The organism is Faecalicatena contorta (assembly GCF_001404335.1).
Taxonomy (GTDB): domain Bacteria; phylum Bacillota; class Clostridia; order Lachnospirales; family Lachnospiraceae; genus Faecalicatena; species Faecalicatena contortus_B.
In genome coordinates, this window is the sequence record NZ_CYZU01000037.1 from 21,523 (window position 1) to 42,583 (window position 21,061).

The following is a 21,061-nucleotide window of genomic DNA, read 5'->3' on the forward strand; positions in this document are numbered from 1 at the left end:
TCTGTCTATGAAAGAATCAAGCACCTGATACAAAATTGTCAATTTTTTACTCCGAATGAGATGCTTTTGTATATTACCATGTATCCTTTACTTATTGTTTTAGATTTTATAACCTCACATATCCTCTTCTTCCTTCCCGTCTGTTTCCAGAATCAGGTCCTTCCAGCTGCCCCATTTTGTCTTTTTTAAACGGTCTGCAGTTTTCTTCCATGGGCTCCAATGCCCTCCTATCTCCCGGATTGTCTCCACATCGGCAACCGGTTCATATTCTTCTTCCTCAAGAGAAAACAGGTTTTCCGGGGACAGCTGCTCCCCGTCCTCCGGGGTATCCGCATTTTCAGGTTCTGGTCCGCGTCTTTTTTCTTCGTGAATCCTGTATTCATCCATAATTTTCTCAAGATCATAATTCTCCTGCAGCGTTGCTTTATGAAGCTCATAAGCCAGCATAATGCCTTCCGTATCCTCATAATCAAGCTTCCGGACAAAATATTCGGTTATTACATGGAAAGCCTCACAGAGGGATTTTTTTCGGCCCGGCAGATAACAGAAATACCATGTATCTTCACCATAAAACATAAATTCAGGGTAGAGTAAGAGGCCGTCCGGGCTCAGCATAAAGCGCCGGAGTGCCTTAACCACTTCCATCAGCCGGTTCACAAATCCCAGCATATCTTCCTTTTTAATTGCAGATGCCTCAAATAACGATTTCATCGACAATAAACCCGTCACCGTGTAACTGTATCTGCTCTTCCCATCCATTCCGCACCCTGCTATTTCGAGCAGGCCGGGTATTTTATTTTCCCGAAGCATATGTATCTGATAATCCTCCTCATACAAACGTGGGATATCTATGTGCAGGCTTACCCTATTCAGTTCTTTTTCATAACCTGTCTTCATAATTGTCTATTCCTCCTGGTCTGCCAAAGACTCTAAGTGTCTTTTCTTTCTTATCTTTTTCTCCGGTTCCGGTATCCTGGTGATCTGTACTGCCTGTACACGCATCCTGCCCCTGCCTGCACGGGCCGTAACTCTGGCCCGGGTTCTATCCAGCTCAACTTCAACGTCTGTCAGCCTCAGCCAGATCAGCTTTCCCGCAGTGCGCTCCTGGTAAAAACTCTGCAGATCTGGTTCTTTGCCTCCCTGCTGCCTGTCCGACTGGGCCGCCAGCACCGCCGTTTCCGCTGCCGCCCCCAGCAATATGTTTTTGTCATGCCAGTAGAATACGATATATATTGTAAAAATAATCATAAAAATTACAATCGGAAGAATATATGCCATTTCCACTGTCACACTTCCATTCAGCTCTCTTTTCTTCTTTATTACGTCTTCCATTTTAAGTCTCATTGTACGCCACACATCCATAGAAAATAGGATACCAGCAAAAACGGGATAAACGGATATCCCGCCTTTCTGTCAAATCCTTTATATAACAAAAGGGCGGCTGCAAACAGCGCCGAAAAGAGGAAAGCACCGGACAAGACACCCAGCAGATTCCAGAAGCCTAGATATACCCCCAGAATAAGTATAAGCAGGCTGTCCCCATATCCAAAACCTTCCCTTGTTACCCTGCTCACCACTATAAATACCGCACCTGTAACAGCGCCTGCCAATGCAGAAAAATCAAGAGGCCCCGTCTGGCAGATACGGACAGCGGCAGCCGCAGCCCCTCCCGCCGCAAGAAACCACAGAGGAATCCTTCTGGTCCAAATATCTATAATTGACAAGATGCACAAGTATACGCCGCATCCTATTCTGCTTACTTCGAGCATCTGCTGCATCCTCCTTTCAAGCCAACTTCTGACTTTTTTACTGCATGTATGGTTCTTTTGAGTCCACTGCAGCTTAATGAATTGTGATACTTTCCTCCTGTATTCGTAATATAAACTCCGGCAAAAGCATCTCCATGTACGCATTTTTCGCATCGGTAATACCTGCCGCCGTCCTCGTTGCGGATTCCGGAAAGTCCTGAGTACGGCACAAACCGGACAGACAGCTGCAGATATGTACATTGATAGTCCTCGTGATAAACCAAAGCCGTATCCGTGATATATACAATCTCCTCTCCGTCGGAATTTCCATCCCTTTTAGAATAACCGGTCCAGGCCTTTATTCTCATTTCTTCCCTGAATTTTGCTTTCATATTCGTGAACTGCGGAAGCGGAATCCTTACGGCATATTCCACAGAGACATGAATCTCCCCCGTAAGTACAGACATATATGTCCTGCTTAAGTTCAGCCCGGAACTGCCTCCTGCCAGAATGCTCCGGTCCAGGCGCTCAGCTCCCGCGGCTTCTACGATATCCTGCCGGAATTTGACCAGATTCACGACAGGCAGCATAACCGTATCCTCCGCGGCTGTCTTAGCTGCGCTCTGTACAGCGCTTCGGATACATGTTCTTACAGATTGTATTTCCAGCAAATAAACCAGGCTCAATACCGCGAATAAAAATACGGGAACCGCCAGTGCCGCTTCTATAGTAACGCTTGCTTTTGAACCCAATGCAGATGCCCTTTCTATGTTCGAGTTGGGTGGGTTTTCATTTGATTGTGTCATCGCAGTTTTTCCTTTCTTTATATTTTTTTCGGTTGGGATATATTTACCTGCCGGAAGGGATGCGCCGGCAGGGTTTGAAGAAAGGGCATCTGCATTGGGTTCAAAATTTTATCTGTATCCAAAATATAGCGGAAACTGGTAGGTCAGCCCCTCACGAATAACTGCTTTATTCTGGACTCTCAGCCGGACGATACAGGCGTCTGCACAGAAAGACAAATCTCCCTTTTCCGTTCTCATGTTTTGTTCAACACGGTCCAGCGCCTTCATAACCAAAACGTCCTCCGCTTTTAAAAAAAGAAGGATTCTGAGGTAATCGGTATAGGAGATCCCTCCCTCGGCATCCGCCCCCTCCTGCAGGTCCTCCCCAGTTCCCAGCGTCAAAAGAGACGAGAGCGACAGCTGCCAGTTTGTGCTGTCTTTCACCAGAGCAGCTTTTTTCCCCGTCATTAAAGAACGCAGATCCAACAGGCTTTCTCCAAATGCCCAGGCTGCAAGGAGCGCCTGTTTCACAATTCCTGATACAGCCGGAAGCGCTGCAAGCGTCGAAAGACTAAGCGCCAGCGCTTCTGCCTCCGCCTGCTTTGCAGTATCTGTCTGCAGATAAAGATAATTCATCCCAAACCGGATTCCAAGAAGCTTCTTCACGACTGCTTCCAGATTCTCTCGGTCCGAGGCACAACCCGAAAGTATGTATTCCAGTTCATAGCTCAGACTGCGTTTTTCACTTACTTGATTTACCGCGTTGCCAAACTTTTTGATCAGATATTCATGAAACAGCAGCCGCTCTTCTACGCCTTCCATCCCCTGCCTTGTATAGAAGCTGCCCCTGCCAAACCGCAGATTCCTACCACTTGGCTGTTCCCCCGGAGCAATCTGCCTGTCTGAGAGTTGGTAATCCTGCGGCAGTACAAGCTGAAGGATTCCTGATTTTTTCAGTTCGGCTACATGCGGCAGGGGATTTTCCTCATCGGGCAGCGCATTGCCGCTGTCTGCCAAGATCTCTTCCAGTTCCGTATTGATCTCCGAATCCTGCCTGTCTGCTTCTTCTCCCTGCATCTTTTGTACCTCCCATATGCCAGTCCGCCCAGCCAGTTCACGTATGGCGGCTATTCCGTATGTCTCTTCCATGTAGGCAAGCGCCTGCTCTTTGAATGCGCTTCCGTTTCTGTCAGTCAGGTACTGAATCCCCTGGATATCATGTTCCATACCGCTTGTGCCATAGTAGTGCATACGGTCTGTAAGATATTTCTCTTCATAAGAATCCGTACCATAGCTTCCATCAATTGCCAGAATCTCATATTCTTCCAGAAGTTCTCTGCTATATTCGCCGAATACAGAGAACACAGCGCGGTCGGCGTCCAGACGTTTTAGATTTTTTGCCACCTGGATAGACGTACTCTCCAGAATCGCTGTGATAAATGAGATAAGAAGAACAAAAATAAGACTCAAAAATGCCGTTATCTCACCCCGCTTCCCCATTAAATACCTGAGCTTTCACTTGTTATTTTCTCAAAAATTGAGTTCACCAGGCTGATCAGCTGTGTTTTAAATATTAAAACTAACGCGATAATTACAACCAATATTAAAATCAGCTCTACTACAGAAAGCCCCGTAGAGTCACATAAAACTTCTTTTCCCCTGTACAATCTCTGTTTTAATCTCCGTACAATTCTCTTCATCTGTTTCCTCCTCTCAGATCTGTATCGTAAAAAATGCCGGAACTACAATGATAATCAGTACTACCGCCAGCATCAGGAACATCGGCCCCAGCATCTTTGTTCCGGCTTCTTCCCCCAGCCTCCTGGCCTGTTTTTTTCTGTCTTCCAAAGCATCCGCGGCTTCCCTTTTGAGCAGTTCATTCATCCCTCTGCCCCCTTTCCTCAGGTTTTGTGACAGGAGTGCGCCGAACCTTCGATACGCCGGCAGACCGCACCTGCTGCCAAACCTTTCATAGCATTCACCTTCTGTGACGCCGCCCTGAATCTCGTGCATCGTATAGGACATTTCCTCATAGGCAATCCGGAGACCTTTTCTGTCCCTTCTTTTTTCATACTCTTCCACCATCTTGAACCATGCTTTGCGAACGCTCATGCCCGCTCCCAGGAACAGGGTGAACTGGCTGATCAGCTGTGGGTAGTCTGTGGACAACTGTTTCTTCCGCTCCTCTACTATCTGTTTCTGTTTCTGCCTGTCCAGAAAAAAGACTGCCGCTGCCGCTACGATTCCCAGAACGAATAGTCCGGCTGCCCGGGACTCTCCCGGATATTTCCATGTTATTTTACTCCCATCCACGCTGCCCGGCAGAATCAGATATTTTTCTTCCGGAGCGGCCAGCTCTGCCTCCCGCAGTGCCTTCTGCACTTTTTGCATCTTTTGTTCTTTTTCGTTTAGCCTGGGGGGAAAGACGTTTACGTAAAAGGTATGTACAGCCTCCTCCCCGCCATATGTAAGAACTGCATGCAGCTCAACCAACGTACCTTCTTCCTGCAGATGTTCCTGCTGCAGCTCCCCCAGCAGATTTACGATTTCGTAATTTCCGGACTCCCACGACACATTGATTCCCATACCCGGCACCTGATCCACCAGTGTCAGATCATGCCTGACTTCATCCAGGTTCTTATTTTCCCCCAGCACAGCCTTTTCCAGACGTTCTCCGGCCTTCTCGAATATCTCCGGAAGTTCCTCTTTCTGATACTGCTGCTCTACGACCTGTACAATCAACGGCGCCTTATCTCCGTCTACCCGGGCCTCCAGTTCCACCTTTTTACTTCCCTCACCGTGGCTACCACGGGCAAGTACGCTTTTTCCTTCTGCATTTTGCTCCGGCCTCCGGCGGCTGTCAGCAGCCAGCATCAGAAGTGATATTGCGCTTGCAGCCAAAAAGATAAGTCCCATTCTTCCATACACTGTATTTCGCTTCTTCATAATCTACACCTCTATATCCACCAGCTTTTCCCCCATCCGGTAAGCGGCCGCATATATCAGCAGACATCCCGTCATTAGGGCGGCTCCCGCCAGATTTCCGTAAAGCACTTTCATAAAATCCGGAAAAGCCAATCTCATATAAAACAGAATCCCAAATGGTATGATACACATCACCTGAAATTCCAGCTTTTTAGAAGCCAGAAGCGTCTGTATCTCCTTTTCCGCTTCGATCTTATCACTGATATCCCTGACCGCGCTTTTGAGTATCGCTATGCTGTCCCCTCCGGTCCGCTTTGCCGCAGCAAATACCGTTACGAAGTTCTCTACATCCTCCTGGCTGACCCTGGCCGCCAGATCATTCATGACCTGTTCAACCGGCTGGTTCATATCCAGCTGATGGATCATCCGCTCAAATTCTTTCCGTATTCTGCTATCCTTCCGAAACAACGGCTTCAGATCCCGGGCAGTCTCGCGCACCGCATTCTCCACGGAATACCCCACGTTGAGAGCGGAAGCCATGGTCTGAATACTTACCCGAAATTGTTCTCTGAACTCCTGCTCTTTTTTCCGGCACTGCCTGGCCTTCCAGTACAGCAGATAGACATATAAAGAGGGCACAAGCGCCAGCGCCGCAATCCACGTATCGTAGAAAAGATATGCGGTCATGCACAGGAGTAAAATCCCCTTTATCAATGCCTGTATATATTCCTTACAGCGTATATCCTGCTGCCAGCAGCTTTTCCCGGTTGACAAGCTCTTCCACTTTCACAAGCCGTCCTTTAACTTTGCCATCTTCTGATCCCTCCTCCTGATACGCAAAAAGTGTCTTTATCTGTACCTCACCATCTTCATAGCCCAATACTTCTGCTATCTCCAATACTTTTCTGCTTCGATCCCTCAGCCGTCCCAGGTGAATAATAATATCAAGGGCCGAAGCCACCTGGCGCTGAATTGCGGTAAAAGGCATATCAATCCCCATCATCATCATCGTCTCCAGACGGTGCAGCATATCCACACAATTATTCGCGTGGCCGGTAGACATAGAACCGCTGTGCCCATTCAGCATGGCCGAGGAAATCATATCCACGGTTTCCTCCCCCCGGACCTCTCCGACCAGGATTCTGTCCGGACGCATCCGCAGCGCCGACTTGATCAGATCCCGGATGGTCACCGCCCCGGATCCCTCCAGGTTGGCGTTCCTTGCTTCCAGCCTGACCAGATTGGGAACGCCTTGAATCTGCAGCTCTGCATTGTCCTCAATGGTGATCAACCGCTCATCTTTTGGTATATAATCAGACAGAGCATTCAGAAATGTGGTCTTCCCGGCCCCGGTTCCTCCGCTGACAAATATGTTGTACCTGGAACGCACCAGGAGTTTGAGAAACTCCACCGCTTCACTGCTTATGCTGCCCCACGCAATGAGCTGCTCCATTGTTACCTTTTCCTTCGGAAACTTCCGGATCGTCATGATGGGACCGTTCAATGCCACAGGTTTTAATACCACATTCACACGGGATCCGTCCTCCAGCCTTGCGTCAACAATGGGGGAGGCTTCGTTCACATACCGGTTCGTTCCGGATACAATCTGCTGTATGACATCCTCCAGCTTTTCCGGAGAGAGGAAGTGCCTGTCCGATTCGAATATCTGTCCTCCTTTCTCCAGAAAAATGTGATCTGTGCCGTTGATCATAATCTCCGTAATATCATCGTCCTCGATCAGATCCTGAAGAATATCCAGCTTTCTGAATGCATGAAACAGTTCTCTGCTCAGCTTAATTTTTTCCTGCAGTGGTATGTAAGTTTCTCCTCCCGCCTGGTTGAGTACGGAGTGTATGAGATCCAGCAGTTCATCATCCTCCATCTCCCTGCCCATATCCATTTCCTGCAACACTCTGTCGTATAACTGTTCTAACTGCTCTATGCCTCCTCACCAGCCTTTCTCCCAACCCGTTTCTGTACGGTATGTTCCAGCACATCCTCATAGCCCGTCCGCCTCAGGTTCTCAACATACTGCTTCAGCTTAGCCAAAGAGACCGGCTCATCCGTATACAGCGTATAAACTGTGCGGCATTCCCTCAGTATGCGGTACAGACCGTTTACACCGTCCCCCAGATCCAGGACCACAGATTTATAAATGGACTGATCAAAAATGGCTTCAAACAGTCTGAGCCACTCTGCCTCTTCAACCGCCCTCAGATCCTGTATAACCGGCATCGGCGAAATATAATCCAGCGCTCCCGACCTGCCGGCCATGGCGCTTATTCTCAGTCCGATATTCGCCTTATCCTGCCTCAGATAATACAAAAGATCCGTCAGGTTATGTTCCGTTTCCTCCTGAAAGTAATAGCTTGTCCCGGAATACTCCTCCAGATTCAGGTACAGAACCGGCCCTTCTTTGGAGAGTTCCCTGCCAAGCTCCAGCGCATACTTAGTCTTTCCGATCCGGTGCACCGGAGAATAAACACCAATCAGCTGACCCTCTCCCCTGCCTTTGTATCTCCCCTGCATGAACTCACCGTCCAAAGCCTCCTCCAGGATAAGGCTGAGGATCCTATCTGCGGATTGATACTTAAAGATCCCCCTTTCTTCCGGAAGAAGCCCGCTGTCTTCCCCCTTAATCAATACATAACGCCTGTCAGCGTTCATCTGCTGCCTCTGTTCGGGCGGGCAGTCTTCCCCCAGCAGCAGGATGTGGACTTGTTTCTGCTGTGAAAATGCCTCCAAATGCTCTGTGTCCTGAAAAAGGTGCATCTGAAACCCCAGCTCCCTGTGAGAGCTTACGGCCTGCATAAGATTCTTTGCGTACTCCTGCTCCGCATCCCATATTACAAAATTCTTTGGATGCAACTTGTCCCTCCTTTTTTCATTTTTAATACAACAACGTTTGAAAATACCGCTGCGAATATGCAGCATGATTCTTACATGATGGTTAGTTCATCGTCCCAACCCAAGATACATCCGGCACCACGATCCGGCGCCTGAATGAAGACAGCAGCTCGAACAACTGCTGTGTGAATCGTATTATAAACACAGATTTTTAAAATGTCCATACTTCTTTTCAAATAAATTACTTTTTGTGAAAACCTCACAAATTTTGATAGAACAAAATTCCATAAAGCAGACACACGCCAGGAATACCAAGGCTTCCGGTTGTCAAAAAGGACACTGCATTCAGCCCCACATTCAAAGCATTATCCCCAGGGAGCAGATATTGATTAATAAAATAAATCAGCCCCATGCCCAAAATAGCACGGATCACAAAGTTCACAACCATATTCCCCCATTTATTTCCTTCCATACTCACACATCCTCCGGATCAGCATATATGATATCCTATTCAAATCCGTGACAAAATATTCCCCCGCGCCGCGCAGTCCGTAAAATAATACGTTCTGCACGACCCGGGGGATAACATGGGGACAATTCTCCGGAGCCTGTCTACAGCTTAATCTTCACCTCGCGGCTGGTCCTATGGTATTGATGGTACCGCACCCCCGCCGCGTCCATCATCCGCTTGGATGCCAGCACACCGGGAGTGTCGGCGTATTTGTCACAGTCATAGATGACTTCCTTTATCCCGGACTGAATGATCGCTTTCGCGCATTCATTGCACGGAAAAAGGGAGACATACAGCTTGGCCCCCGCCAGGCTGCCGCCATTGTAATTCAGGATGGCATTTAACTCGCTGTGCGTAGAATATACGTACTTTGTCTCCAGGGGATCATCCCCTTCTCTTGCCCAAGGAAATTCATCGTCTGAACATCCGATCGGAAACCCATTGTATCCCATGGACAATATCTTATTATCCTGACTGACAATACAGCATCCTACCTGCGTATTCGGATCTTTGGAACGCATGCCCGAAAGCATTGCCACCCCCATAAAGTATTCATCCCAGGAAAGATAATCCTTTCTTTTGTCAGACATATCTATCCTCTCCTTTCGTTTTTGCACTTATTACTTCGTTCCGAAAATACGGTCTCCCGCGTCCCCCAGTCCGGGTACGATATATTTATGCTCATTCAAATGGTCATCCAGAGCGCCGATATACAAATCCACATCCGGGTGTTCCTTCTGCATCCTCTCCACACCTTCAGGCGCTGCTATAATACACATGAAGCGGATTCTTTTCACTCCTTTGTCCTTCAGCATCTGAATCGCTGCCGTACTGGAGCCGCCCGTTGCCAGCATCGGATCAACGACAAAGACCTGCCTTTCATCGCAATCCGCCGGAAGCTTACAGTAATACTCCACCGGATCAAAAGTCTCCGGATCACGGTAAAGCCCGATATGTCCTACTTTTGCAGCGGGTATCAGAGAGAGCATCCCGTCCACCATCCCAAGGCCTGCGCGCAGAATCGGCACCACGGCAAGTTTCTTACCGGTCAGTTCCTTACCGATCGTCTCACAGATAGGTGTATTAATCTTCACGTCCCGGAGCTTCAGGTCACGCGTAGCCTCATAGCACATCAGGCCGGCAATCTCCCCGACTACCTCCCGGAACTCCTTGGTCCCCACCTCTTCCCTGCGGATATAGCTGATTTTGTGCTGAATCAATGGATGATCCATAATGTGTACTTCTGACATCATTCTCCTCCTTTAGTAAGTGTATTAAGTTTATTTGTTAATTTTTTTATTAACATCGATATTATTTCGTAGCATTCTCCGTATGCTGTCAATGGTTGTCCATAAGGATTTGGTATTTCTGTATCATCCTCTGCGAACTCATTTAGAGTATAGACATTTTTTATGTTCTCATACTCGGATACCACCTTCCACTTCTGGTTCTCATCCATTGTCAGAACCAGCGTATCCTCCTGCAGATCCTCCTCAGAGAAAGCAATGGATGAATGGCCTTCCAAGCTCATCTGGCCGCTTTTCATAATTGCCTCGGCTTTCTGATTGGCAGGCTCAGGAAACAGGACGATGAGCCCTCTGGAATCTATGGCGTACTCCTGTTCCAGATCCTGGCAGCGCAGAAGTTCCGCTGCCATGGGGCCTCTGCTTGTATCGGTATTGCTTAAGAATACGATGCGTCTGTATTTCTGCTGTTTCACAATTGCGGCGGCAGGCAGCATCACATGCCCGGCCGCTTTTTCCAGCCGGTTCATGATTGCCTTGCCGATCCCCTGCGCGGCAAAGGACTCACTGAAGATTACGCTGACATCCTCCTCATCAAATTCCCGGAGAATCGCATAGAGATTCCTTGCAATGGCCTTCTCATTTTCCCGTGATCCCAGATTCTTTACCAGTCCATAGGTATAAAAGGGCATCGTCTCGTTGGTCGCAATGATCCCGGCCTTTTGCCCTTTGCGGTGTGCCTCATAGGCCAACTGCCGGATCGCAAGCACTTCCTCTCTCAGAGTGCCCTCCATGATCATCAGCCTGGCTCTGGGCGCATAATGGCGGTACTTCATTCCCGGAGCTTTGGGCGCCTGTGTGCTCTCGCTTCCAAGTATGGTCTCATCTACGCTGACCGCACCGATGACTTCCTCCAGCATATCTGCCGTAATGGCGCCGGGGCGCAGAATCATTGGCGGCGTCACTGTCATATCCAGAATGGTGGATTCCAGCCCGATATCCACGCTACCGCCGTCCAAAATCATATCGATCTTACCGTCCAGATCCTCTGCCACATGCTGTGCCGTTGTGGGACTCGGACGGCCGGACGTATTTGCGCTGGGCGCAGACACGTACCCTCCTGCTGCAAGTATCAGCTCTCTTGCGATCAGGTCGCTCGGCATACGCACAGCAACCGTCTCAAGGCCGCCGGTCGTTCCCATTGGTACAATATTGCTTTTTTCAAAAATCATAGTCAGAGGCCCCGGCCAGAAATGGAATGCCAGTTCCTCTGTTACAGGGGGAATGTTCACCGCGATCTCATCAAGTGCCTGCACATCTGCAATATGCACGATCAGCGGATTGTCTGACGGACGCCCTTTTGCTGCATAAGTTTTTTTTGCTGCCTCCTCATCCAGTGCATTTGCTCCCAGTCCATAGACTGTCTCCGTGGGAAATGCAACAAGTCCGCCTCTTTTCAGTATTTCTCCTGCTTCCTGTATCACGTCTTCGTCTATCTGATTCTTATCCACTTTTTTTATTATAGTTTTCATAGGCTTCATTATACCATTAATCAACCTAAAAAAAAACTCTCTTTCACAAAATAAGATGCAGTCCTAATCCAGACATTGTAAAATCCCCGCGCAGACGGCCTCTGCCAGAGCATCCTGGTATGCTCCATCCACCAGTTTTTCCGCCTCCTCATAATTACTCAGAAAACCGCATTCTACAATAATGACAGGCACCTCGGTCTTTTTCAGCATATAATATGTATCATTCGCCTTTGCCTGTCTTTTATTGTCCGGATCAACAGCCAGGAGGGCCTCCTGCATGATGCCGGCCGCCTTCTCTCCGCCCTTAGAATGCGTGTAGTAGAATACCTGGGCGCCATGTATACTTTCTCCTTCATAGCTGTTTTGATGTATACTGACCGCAAGAGCCGGCTTTTCCCGGTTGATAATCGCCACCCGTTCCTTCATGTCTTCTGCTTTTGAATCAGCAATTCCGTTTTCGTCCTCACGTGTCATGATCACCTTCACTCCCTGTTTCTCCAAAAGTGTCTTTACCTTGCCTGCAATCGCCAGGTTAATATCCTTTTCCAGTGCTTTATTGACGCCTACTTTGCCCGGGTCAGAACCGCCGTGTCCGGCATCTATGACAATCAACGGCTTATCACCCTTTTTAGCCGCTGCCGCAGTCGCTTTGCCCTCGCTTCCCATATAATTCTTGTACAGGAATTCTCCTGCCTTCTGACTCCCTATTACTGCACACAAAAGCAGCACGATCAGTCCCAGTATTCCTATTTTACGGCGCAAAAAAACATCCCCTTTCTCATATACTATTCCTAAGTATATGCAGAAAAAGGATGTTTCTTTCATATTTCTGGAATGCGGCGTATCATCACGCGCACTCTGGTACATCGGCAAAATGCTCTAGTTCACATATTGCAGGATCAGATCCCAAATACCTGAATTCTCCCAGCCGAGCCGCCACTCAGCCACTCCGGCCAGATTATTGCTCTTGATCAGCTTCAGCTTCTCCTCAATGGACTGGTTGTCCTCAAGCCAAATCTTATAAGTTCCGCCATCGGTATCCCACTGTGCATAATTCTGCTTCGTCTTATCATCCCATTCGGCCTGAACGCCTGCCGACTGTAATGTCTGATTTGCCTCGTCCATGCCCATGGCCGTACTCGTCACTTTGTTCGGATACTGCGCCGCCTCTGTGCCTGCTTCCTCCTCCAGTTCTGCCGTTGTCTTAGGAGTCTCCAGCCACAGCCTTGTGTAAAATGGAATTGCATTGACTAGTTTTGTATTCGGAACAACTTTGAGTGCGTTTTCTATTCCGTCCTTCACATAATTGTAAGATGCCACAGGGCCTGCTTCATAGGATCCCTCCGTGTGCTCGTCATAACCCATAATAATAATATAATCCGCCATAACCGCCTGTTCCTTCAGGTTATAGTGCTCGTTATACGGCATGGGGACATAATTATCCACGGAAAATACAAGGCCGTTCTGCCTGCATTTAACGGACATCTCACGTACAAACTGAATGTAATGCTCTCCGCATTCAGCGGATATAAGCTCAAAGTCCAGATTGATGCCGTCAATGCCTGACTGCAGCGCAGCTCCGATTACCTGGTTGATCAGGTTCTCTCTCTTTGAGGTATAGCTTAAGACTGCATAGGTCTCATCGTAAGAGCTTATACCTCCATGAAAATCTCTCAGCACAGCCCACACATCGAGATTTGACTGATGCGCATAGTTCACGTACTCGGAATTAGCCAGAGACGAGATATTCCCGTCCGTGTCGCTTATGTTGAACCAGGTCGGTGCAATCGTTGTCAAACCCTTGGTATTGGCAATTGTCTCCAGCACATAGCTGTTCGCCGTGTCATTCTCCACATTGTGCCAGGCCATATTAATTGTATAACCGGTAGAAATATTCGTATAATCCGGCTCCTGGAACTCCCTGGACCGGGTCTCTTTTGTGATCTTCTTCAGCGAACTTGTCTTGACATAACCAATGAATCCATCGCTGGTACGGACCTTCATCCAGTCATTCTCATCTTCCAGTATCCTGAGCTGTTCTGACTTTTTCACCTCTGTCAGAATCGGGCTCTTTACACCGCCCTGGTATCTGACCTGAGTGTCCCTTTTCAGCTCAGATACGCTTTGTTCTCCCCAATTGCAGTCGATAACCGCCCTGTCAGGGTTCTCATATACTTTATATTCCATATTGGTATACTGCTGTATAAATGCAAGTGCAATATATGCAGTCTTACCTTCTGTCTTCAGAATTACATAGTCTTCACTTTTCTTTTCCTTAATATCGGTGTACTCTTTGCTGCCGACGCTTACAGATACGCTGCCGTTCGGAAGGGTATAGAGCAGGATATTCTCATTAGAATCCCAGTAAAATCTTTCATTGATATAATTACGGACCACGGAATACTCCACATAGGGTATGCCATCGTAAAACTTTCCGCCTGCAGAACTGCTCTCCTGCGTTCCTGCATCCAGGGCGCCCATGATCTGGTCATCCACTACCACCGCAAGATCATCGTTATTCTGTATCCCATAATATTGTTTCAAATCAGCCTTCTCTTTTGATGAGCCGTATTTTTTCCAGAATACGAATCCGCCTAATGCTATAATAACCAGAACAACTAAAAGAATCATCCTTATGATGAGATTGCGTCTTCTTCTCCTTGCCCGGCTGCTCTTTCTCCTTGGTCCCTGGCCATTCGGCCCCGTACTCACTGGTCTTGAACTCCCCGGTCTCTGGTCACTGCTGGCTGGGCGTCTTCTCTGTGCATTCTGCTGGCTGCGCCTTCGGGCATACTCAGCTCTTCTTTCTCTTTCGTCCATGCCGCACCTCCTATCAGACCTTATTATACCATATTTTTTTCATACGTCATTAGTATTTTGTCTTTTTACAAAGTTTTTAGACGTATGCCCGCGGCAGCCTGTATTGCCGGCTGTCCGGCAGAATGAGGGGATTCTCTGCCTAATTGCTTCCATTAATATTTACAAAAGCGAGTGATTCTATGTATCCTTTGGGATCCAGAACGTAATCCCGCATATAGCACCCTTCCTCACGGATCATATGCGCCGTCACAATCTGCAGCGGGCTGGCCTGACAGCCGTCCATGAGCATATTCACACCGTGCTTTTCATAATTCTCCAGCTCTGTGTATAAATCTCTGTATAAATGAGCTGTGTCACCAATTTCCATGGCTCACTCCTTTCCCTGCGGATTCGGATAAATAACAGCCGCTGCCTGCTTCTTTCATACCGAAGGCCTCGTGACGTACCGCCGGACTGGTGCAGCATGGAAGATAGTATGAACCCGCAGTTCCCTCCTCTTTAAGAATATCTGATGATTGCGTCCCTGAATGGGACATGTGATTTTCCTGAAATATATTCCACGGCCTTCCTGTGATCATGAAAAGATGCATGAGTAAAGATGTCCGGAAATATATTTAGATAGGATTTCCTTTATGAATTCAAAAATCCGAATGAAATTCTGTACCTCCTTTCGTATAGACATATATTTATCCTGGAATACTATCTTCTGTAACTGCCATTATAGAGAGCGTGTCCGGCTATTTCAATGTGTTTATTGTTTATAAGCCTTCCACATTTGTTGATAACTGGAAAATATGCCGTCCGAATGTTCCTGCGGCGGGCATGGTACCAAAGTAGTATAAACTCTCTATAAACTCTTTACAGTTTTTCTTTACATATTTTTTAATTTTGTTTATACTAATAGTGAGAAGATATATTTTTTTTAAAATCCCAATCGTAAGGATGTGATAATATGAAGATCGAAAAACTGAATGACAATCAGATTCGCTGTACCCTGACACACGCCGACCTGGCAGCCAGGCATCTCAAGCTGAGCGAGCTGGCCTACGGCACGGAAAAAGCAAAGTCTTTATTCAGAGACATGATGCAGCAGGCGTCTTTCGACTTTGGCTTTGAGGCAGAAGACATCCCTTTGATGATAGAAGCTATACCTGCTTCTGCGGACTCTATCGTATTGATCATTACAAAAGTAGAGGACCCGGAGGAATTAGACACGAGATTTTCCAAGTTCACTCCGTTTGGCGAGGCTGGTATGACCAGCACCGCTAAAGCCTTGGAAAAATTGGAAGGGGCGGAAGAATTTCTAAATCTGCTGAATAAGGTAAAAGAAGCCGCGTCCGAAACAGGCAATGCGGCGACCGTACCGGACGCGCCAGCACTTTTCAATGTTCGCCTGTTTTCTTTCGACAGTATGGACCGGGTAATCCAGGTTGCCCATCTTCTTGAACCTGTATACCATGGTTCTAATACGCTGTACCATGACACGGAGAATTCATCTTATATACTTGCGCTGACTCAATCAGACCATTCAAATAATGAATTCAACAAGATATGCAATATGCTTTCCGAATATGGTACGATCGAAAAGGCATCCGGCGCTGCGCTTGCATTTCTGGAAGAGCACTGCGATATTATGGTATCTGCAGATGCAGTACAGAATCTGGCCGTAATCTGATTATATGCCCTGGGGCAACGTGTACATCCCCCAGAGGGTTTTATATAATAGGAAGTGCCTGTCACTTTACTATTATATAAAAAAGCCCCTGCAGGTTTCTATTGATCCCTGCAGGGGTTTTTTATGCAGAATCTTCCGCACATGGCCCTTTTTTATTAACCGTTTGCTTTCATGGAAGCGTTAATCTTTTCCACAAGCAAATCAGAATCAATGCCATGTACCATTGCAGCCTCTTCCAGAGATTCCATCTGTGCTGACGGGCATCCAAGGCAGTGCATTCCTATCTCCATTAAAATAGGTGCTGCATCCGGGTAAATATTTAATAATTCACCTATTGTGGTACTTTTAGAAATCTGTCCCATTTCTATTTCCTCCTTTATTATTCAGTGCCTTTTATTATAATCCCAATTTTTATAATAATCAACCGCCTAAAATGTAAAATCCTTATAAAACACCGACACACTTCCGGTCTATTTTCTGAATTGTTCGAACAATTATTTTCAATTTTTGACTACTCAAAAGTCAATCATTTTGCTGATTTTTTTCGACAAAAAATTAAATTCATCATAACTTAACAAAACGTTCGTTCTTTTTTTTATAAAAGTAATCCACCAAAAACACATGTTTTTATGTGGATAATGTGTATAACTTTTATAAAAACTAGATTTTTCCACGTTTTTTTGAGTTTTGAGTGTGGATAAGTTGAAAACTACCTTTCCCAAAGTTTCGACATGTTTTTACATTTTTGTGCATTTTGTATATGCCATCCTTTTCACATTTATCACATTATTCGCGTTTTTTAGATATCCTGTGTCAAGATGTCTAACAAAAAACTACACTTCAAATGCAGTTTTTTTTGAAGTGTAGTTTTTTTTGTCAAATCTTTAAATTTAATACTTTTTATATTACCCTTCGTATTGTAATGATCGGTGTGTAGGTAGCACTGCAGATTCCAATGCCGTCGGCTTCATTCATTGCATTGACGATATTGCCGTCACCCATATATAATCCCACGTGCCCGTCATATAATACGATATCTCCCGGGATCGCTTCTTCTAAGCTGACCGGTGTTCCGACGGACTCCATATCCCACGTCGTACGCGGAAGGCTGACTCCAAAATGTGCATATACGGATTGTACAAACCCGGAACAGTCAGCGCCTTCTGTCAGGCTCGTGCCGCCCCATACATAGGGGTTGCCGATGAACTGGCAGGCATAATCAATAACGGCCTGTCCACTTGACGCCTGAACCTGCATTGCAGCCGCCTCCTGGACTTCCTGCTGCTTTGCCGCCTCTTCAGCGGCTATGCGTTCGTTTTCTTCATCTTTTGACTCCGCATAGCTGTACTGCTTCTCTACGCTTACATAATCGCCGCATACCCAGCCTGACGTACCGTTGACATAGACCGGATACCAGCCGTTTACTGCTTCGCCGGTCACCTCGTACTGCTGGCCGGCCAGAATCCTCGTCAGAATATTGGCCTCCGTACTCTGTCCGTCTCTTACGTTCAGCACGTCTGCTGTTACCGTTGCATGCTGCTGTTCGTAATTTCCTGCATTTTCCTGGGCTGCTTTGCCTGTATACAGGCACTCTGCGGGTACATAACCTTCTACGGAACCGGACCGTATCCTTGTCCAGTCTCCATTATATTCAAGTACTTCTGCCGACGAATCGCTGTACAGCTTGCCGACCCAGTCACTTGCTTCATCTGGGGCATTTCTAATGTAAGCATAATCACTCACATTAGAAAATGCCATATTCAAATACTCACCCTCGTTATTAGGTACCAGATACAGGTCGATGTTTTCTTTGACCTCTGACTGGTAACATTCTTTTACTGCCGATTCGATTCCTGCAACTGGTATGACCGGCGTATTCTCAGTAGAATTGTCTGCCGCTCGGACCGTGATTGCACTCCCCGGAACCAAAATCGCTCCTGCTAAAGCAGAAAGAATCAATTTCTGCTTCATACGTATTGCTTTCATATAAAACCTCCTTGTAAGTGTCTTTATCTTTTGTAGGAAGTTCTAAATGTTACACAATTGTTAAATTTGTTACGATGCTATTATAGCAACCCCTTAGCATTGTGTCAACCGTTTTTACCCTATTTTCAATTTACACACTTCGACATAAGTCCTAAAATTCTGTTATTTTGCAATATTATTTTTTTATATCCGTTAACTATTTTGTAACACTTTATCGGCTCTATTCCTTCTATTATAATGTTTAACAGAATTTTTAGGATACAGGAAATCATTTCTATACGCTGCTGAAAAACTTTTTTTATTAATTTACAAAATACTGTTGACATTTTTAGGAAAATGTATTATATTTTAATCACAGTAACAATTACTATTATTAATATATAAATTGAAAGGAGGTCTATATTGGCAGCTCTGAAGTATAGTCGGCAACGTGAATCCATCAAGCGGTATCTGATGATGACGAAGGATCACCCCACTGCCGATACGGTCTACCTGCATGTAAAGGAAGAATTCCCCAACATCAGCCTGGGTACCGTATACCGGAATCTGAATTTGCTAACTGATATTGGCGAAGCGATCAAGATTCCCACACCAGACGGCGGTGACAGATTTGATGGTAATGTCATGCCGCACAATCATTTTTTCTGCACAAGCTGCAGAAGGGTTCTGGATCTGGACCTGGATATGAAGAATATCGAAGAGGTCAACAAGGCAGCTGCCGAGAACTTTGACGGCATGATAGAATCCAGCACCACAATTTTCTACGGTAAATGTGGAGACTGCATACACAAGCCGTAATCAGGAACACAGAAAGTTCCTGAATATACACATGTGATTAATATAGGAAGTGTAATCTGCTTCCTATATTAAAAATAAATTACCGGCAGGCATAAAACCTCCGGAAGCAACTATACTTATAAAATATTAAAAAGAAAAGGAGATTTTTATTATGAAAAAATTTGTATGTACAGTATGTGGTTATGTTCACGAGGGAGACGCAGCACCGGCAGAATGTCCGATCTGTAAAGCACCGGCTGATAAATTCAAAGAGCAGACAGGTGAAAGAGAATGGGCTGCAGAGCACGTTGTAGGCGTAGCGCAGGGTGTCAGCGAAGACATCATCGCTGATTTAAGAGCAAACTTCGAGGGAGAATGCTCAGAAGTAGGTATGTACCTTGCAATGGCAAGAGTTGCCCACAGAGAAGGTTATCCGGAGATCGGACTGTACTGGGAAAAAGCTGCTTACGAAGAAGCAGAGCACGCTTCTAAGTTTGCTGAGTTATTAGGCGAAGTTGTTACCGACAGCACAAAGAAGAACCTGGAGATGAGAGTTGACGCAGAGAACGGCGCTACAGCTGGTAAGTTTGACCTTGCTAAACGTGCAAAAGCTGCGAACCTGGATGCAATCCACGACACAGTTCATGAGATGGCAAGAGACGAAGCTCGTCACGGAAAAGCTTTCGAAGGCCTGTTAAAGAGATACTTCGGTTAATCACATACCCGTTAGATATACATTTTACTCCAACATTCATATAAGCACCCAATTTATACAGACGGGGCCCTAAAGCTCCGCGGTAAAACGTAAATGCCTGCATAGGAACTACCTCTCCTCTGCAGGTAATTTACTCTTACCGGAATGGGATATTTATCCATTTTTTATTTTTATTTCATTGAATCAGAAAAACAGCATGTTATAATATAGATATTAGAAAAAACAAGGAGGATTTACTATGTCAAAGTACGCAGGAACAAAAACAGAAAAGAATCTTATGGAAGCATTTTCAGGTGAGTCACAGGCACGCAACAAATATACATACTATGCATCCGCAGCAAGAAAAGCCGGCTATGTACAGATGTCCAATATTTTCTTAGAGACAGCTGACCAGGAAAAAGAACACGCAAAAATGTGGTTCAAAGAATTCCACGGAATCGGGGATGTAGAGGCCAATCTGGAAGATGCTGCAGCAGGCGAGAACTTCGAATGGACAGATATGTATGCCCGCATGGCAAAGGAAGCTGAGGAAGAAGGATTCACAGAACTGGCAGCCAAATTCAGAGGCGTTGCCGAAGTAGAAGCTGCACATGAGAAACGTTATCAGAGACTTCTCGACCATTTCCGTGCAGGACAGACCTTCAAAGACGAAGCGCCGCTTGGCTGGAAATGCGGAAACTGCGGTTATATCTACCAGGGCGACGAAGCTCCGGAAGTATGCCCGGTATGTGCACATCCACGTGCTTACTTCGAAAGAAAAGCTGAGAATTACTAAAATATTATACTATTTTACTTCTAAAGTCGAGTAGGAGCCTAACCATTAGTCGGTGAACCGTCCTCTCAGTCGAGTAAGTAAGTGGAATTTCACCCAAAGCTTTTCACAAGACGGTACATGAAAGACTCCCTTAACACGTCTCTTACTATTCAACAATACAGATAAAGACTGCTCCAACGAGTAAACAGCTATGGCTCTCGCTTTCTTACAGCGCAGAGCCATTTTTTTCTATTTAATTCTGATTCAATTCTTTAGGCGTCCTGCCTTCAAAAACGGTTGACAAAATGATGAAACTATTGGTTGAACCGTATTTTTTCAAAGAATCAATCAATGTTTCTAATTCTGAGGTATCGTGAAGCGCCGCTAGGAGCATTGCATTATAAATTCCGATTACTCTGTAGTGCTCCAATATGCAGGAAGAAGAGCTACAGAAAGAAGAAAAGGTAGCATATCGCTCGGGAGTGACATCCACTCCGATAAATACCATCAAATTTCTTGACAGCTTCAGTGGATTAACCTTTGCATGGTAACCCAGGATCGCTCCCGATTCTTCCAGGCGCCGAATTCTTTCTGTTACGGAAGGCGGTGAAAGGTTCACTTCACTGCTAATCTGTTTGATCGTAGTTCTTGCATTCTGCTGTAATATACTTAAAATCTGTAAATCCGTTCTGTCCATTGATGCCTCCTTAAAATCGTAGTTTTCTTCCTGTTTTTCCTATTT

Annotated in this window: 24 protein-coding genes; 4 read left to right on the plus strand and 20 right to left on the minus strand. The window is 46.2% G+C overall.

Annotation, left to right across the window (positions count from 1 at the left end; genetic code table 11):
- Window positions 1–114 precede the first annotated feature (114 nt).
- From ARB69_RS16925 to ARB69_RS17005, 17 genes are all read right to left on the minus strand, one after another.
- Window positions 115–897 (minus strand): DUF6382 domain-containing protein, encoded by a 783-nt coding sequence (locus tag ARB69_RS16925; protein WP_055154412.1) that lies wholly within the window; start codon window positions 895–897, stop codon window positions 115–117.
- 6 nt (window positions 898–903) lie between these two features.
- A complete protein-coding gene (locus tag ARB69_RS16930; RefSeq protein ID WP_055154413.1) occupies window positions 904–1,332 on the minus strand; it encodes a TadE family protein in 429 nt (142 codons plus the stop codon).
- Between the two features lie 8 nt (window positions 1,333–1,340).
- Window positions 1,341–1,769, minus strand: coding sequence for a prepilin peptidase (locus ARB69_RS16935; protein ID WP_055154414.1), 429 nt, complete (start codon window positions 1,767–1,769; stop codon window positions 1,341–1,343).
- Window positions 1,757–2,554, minus strand: coding sequence for a hypothetical protein (locus ARB69_RS16940; RefSeq protein ID WP_055154415.1), 798 nt, complete (start codon window positions 2,552–2,554; stop codon window positions 1,757–1,759). The genes ARB69_RS16935 and ARB69_RS16940 overlap by 13 nt, the downstream gene beginning before the upstream one ends.
- Window positions 2,555–2,662: 108 nt before the next feature.
- The gene (locus ARB69_RS16945) at window positions 2,663–4,033 is read right to left on the minus strand and encodes a DUF5702 domain-containing protein (protein WP_055154416.1); all 1,371 of its coding nucleotides are present in this window, start codon (window positions 4,031–4,033) and stop codon (window positions 2,663–2,665) included.
- The gene (locus ARB69_RS16950; protein WP_055154417.1) at window positions 4,033–4,233 is read right to left on the minus strand and encodes a Flp1 family type IVb pilin; all 201 of its coding nucleotides are present in this window, start codon (window positions 4,231–4,233) and stop codon (window positions 4,033–4,035) included. The genes ARB69_RS16945 and ARB69_RS16950 overlap by 1 nt, the downstream gene beginning before the upstream one ends.
- A gap of 13 nt (window positions 4,234–4,246) precedes the next feature.
- A complete protein-coding gene (locus ARB69_RS16955; protein ID WP_055154418.1) occupies window positions 4,247–5,479 on the minus strand; it encodes an immunoglobulin-like domain-containing protein in 1,233 nt (410 codons plus the stop codon).
- 3 nt (window positions 5,480–5,482) lie between these two features.
- A complete protein-coding gene (locus ARB69_RS16960) occupies window positions 5,483–6,145 on the minus strand; it encodes a type II secretion system F family protein (protein ID WP_154253282.1) in 663 nt (220 codons plus the stop codon).
- 43 nt (window positions 6,146–6,188) lie between these two features.
- Window positions 6,189–7,352 carry a CpaF family protein gene (locus ARB69_RS16965; protein WP_243143823.1) on the minus strand — a complete coding sequence of 388 codons (1,164 nt, stop codon included), beginning with the start codon at window positions 7,350–7,352 and terminating at the stop codon, window positions 6,189–6,191.
- Window positions 7,353–7,396: 44 nt separating this feature from the next.
- On the minus strand, window positions 7,397–8,326 hold the full coding sequence (locus ARB69_RS16970) for a hypothetical protein (protein ID WP_055154419.1): 930 nt from the start codon (window positions 8,324–8,326) through the stop codon (window positions 7,397–7,399).
- Window positions 8,327–8,564: 238 nt separating this feature from the next.
- Window positions 8,565–8,777 carry a pro-sigmaK processing inhibitor BofA family protein gene (locus tag ARB69_RS16975; protein WP_009004566.1) on the minus strand — a complete coding sequence of 71 codons (213 nt, stop codon included), beginning with the start codon at window positions 8,775–8,777 and terminating at the stop codon, window positions 8,565–8,567.
- A 140-nt stretch (window positions 8,778–8,917) separates the two neighbouring features.
- Window positions 8,918–9,406, minus strand: coding sequence for a deoxycytidylate deaminase (locus ARB69_RS16980; protein ID WP_050639136.1), 489 nt, complete (start codon window positions 9,404–9,406; stop codon window positions 8,918–8,920).
- A gap of 30 nt (window positions 9,407–9,436) precedes the next feature.
- Window positions 9,437–10,066, minus strand: a complete 630-nt coding sequence (gene upp / locus ARB69_RS16985) for a uracil phosphoribosyltransferase (protein WP_055154420.1) — start codon at window positions 10,064–10,066, stop codon at window positions 9,437–9,439.
- Window positions 10,066–11,592, minus strand: a complete 1,527-nt coding sequence (locus ARB69_RS16990) for an L-threonylcarbamoyladenylate synthase (RefSeq protein ID WP_055154437.1) — start codon at window positions 11,590–11,592, stop codon at window positions 10,066–10,068. The genes upp and ARB69_RS16990 overlap by 1 nt, the downstream gene beginning before the upstream one ends.
- A 63-nt stretch (window positions 11,593–11,655) precedes the next feature.
- On the minus strand, window positions 11,656–12,354 hold the full coding sequence (locus tag ARB69_RS16995) for an N-acetylmuramoyl-L-alanine amidase family protein (protein ID WP_055154438.1): 699 nt from the start codon (window positions 12,352–12,354) through the stop codon (window positions 11,656–11,658).
- A 117-nt stretch (window positions 12,355–12,471) separates the two neighbouring features.
- Complete coding sequence (locus ARB69_RS17000) at window positions 12,472–14,412, minus strand: glycosyl hydrolase family 18 protein (protein WP_055154421.1); 1,941 nt, start codon at window positions 14,410–14,412, stop codon at window positions 12,472–12,474.
- A 139-nt stretch (window positions 14,413–14,551) separates the two neighbouring features.
- Entirely contained in the window at window positions 14,552–14,779 is a 228-nt protein-coding gene (locus ARB69_RS17005) for a hypothetical protein (RefSeq protein ID WP_025653779.1), read from the minus strand.
- Window positions 14,780–15,364: 585 nt separating this feature from the next.
- On the opposite strand from ARB69_RS17005, the gene ARB69_RS17015 reads away from it, so the two are divergent.
- Complete coding sequence (locus tag ARB69_RS17015) at window positions 15,365–16,087, plus strand: adaptor protein MecA (protein ID WP_055154422.1); 723 nt, start codon at window positions 15,365–15,367, stop codon at window positions 16,085–16,087.
- 155 nt (window positions 16,088–16,242) lie between these two features.
- Here ARB69_RS17015 and ARB69_RS17020 read toward each other — a convergent pair whose 3' ends face one another.
- Together ARB69_RS17020 and ARB69_RS17025 are read right to left on the minus strand one after the other, a co-directional pair.
- The gene (locus ARB69_RS17020) at window positions 16,243–16,449 is read right to left on the minus strand and encodes a DUF1858 domain-containing protein (RefSeq protein ID WP_025653782.1); all 207 of its coding nucleotides are present in this window, start codon (window positions 16,447–16,449) and stop codon (window positions 16,243–16,245) included.
- Between the two features lie 538 nt (window positions 16,450–16,987).
- Window positions 16,988–18,073 carry an SH3 domain-containing protein gene (locus ARB69_RS17025; RefSeq protein ID WP_050639141.1) on the minus strand — a complete coding sequence of 362 codons (1,086 nt, stop codon included), beginning with the start codon at window positions 18,071–18,073 and terminating at the stop codon, window positions 16,988–16,990.
- A gap of 402 nt (window positions 18,074–18,475) precedes the next feature.
- Here ARB69_RS17025 and ARB69_RS17030 point away from each other — a divergent pair, with 402 nt between their 5' ends.
- From ARB69_RS17030 to rbr, 3 genes are all read left to right on the plus strand, one after another.
- Window positions 18,476–18,871 carry a Fur family transcriptional regulator gene (locus ARB69_RS17030; protein WP_050639142.1) on the plus strand — a complete coding sequence of 132 codons (396 nt, stop codon included), beginning with the start codon at window positions 18,476–18,478 and terminating at the stop codon, window positions 18,869–18,871.
- Window positions 18,872–19,022: 151 nt separating this feature from the next.
- Window positions 19,023–19,565 carry an NADH peroxidase gene (locus ARB69_RS17035; protein WP_025653785.1) on the plus strand — a complete coding sequence of 181 codons (543 nt, stop codon included), beginning with the start codon at window positions 19,023–19,025 and terminating at the stop codon, window positions 19,563–19,565.
- Between the two features lie 238 nt (window positions 19,566–19,803).
- Entirely contained in the window at window positions 19,804–20,340 is a 537-nt protein-coding gene (rbr, locus tag ARB69_RS17040) for a rubrerythrin (protein WP_050639143.1), read from the plus strand.
- 232 nt (window positions 20,341–20,572) lie between these two features.
- Here rbr and ARB69_RS17045 read toward each other — a convergent pair whose 3' ends face one another.
- Window positions 20,573–21,016: an Lrp/AsnC family transcriptional regulator gene (locus ARB69_RS17045; protein ID WP_055154423.1), complete on the minus strand. Its 444-nt coding sequence runs from the start codon at window positions 21,014–21,016 to the stop codon at window positions 20,573–20,575.
- Window positions 21,017–21,061 lie beyond the last annotated feature (45 nt).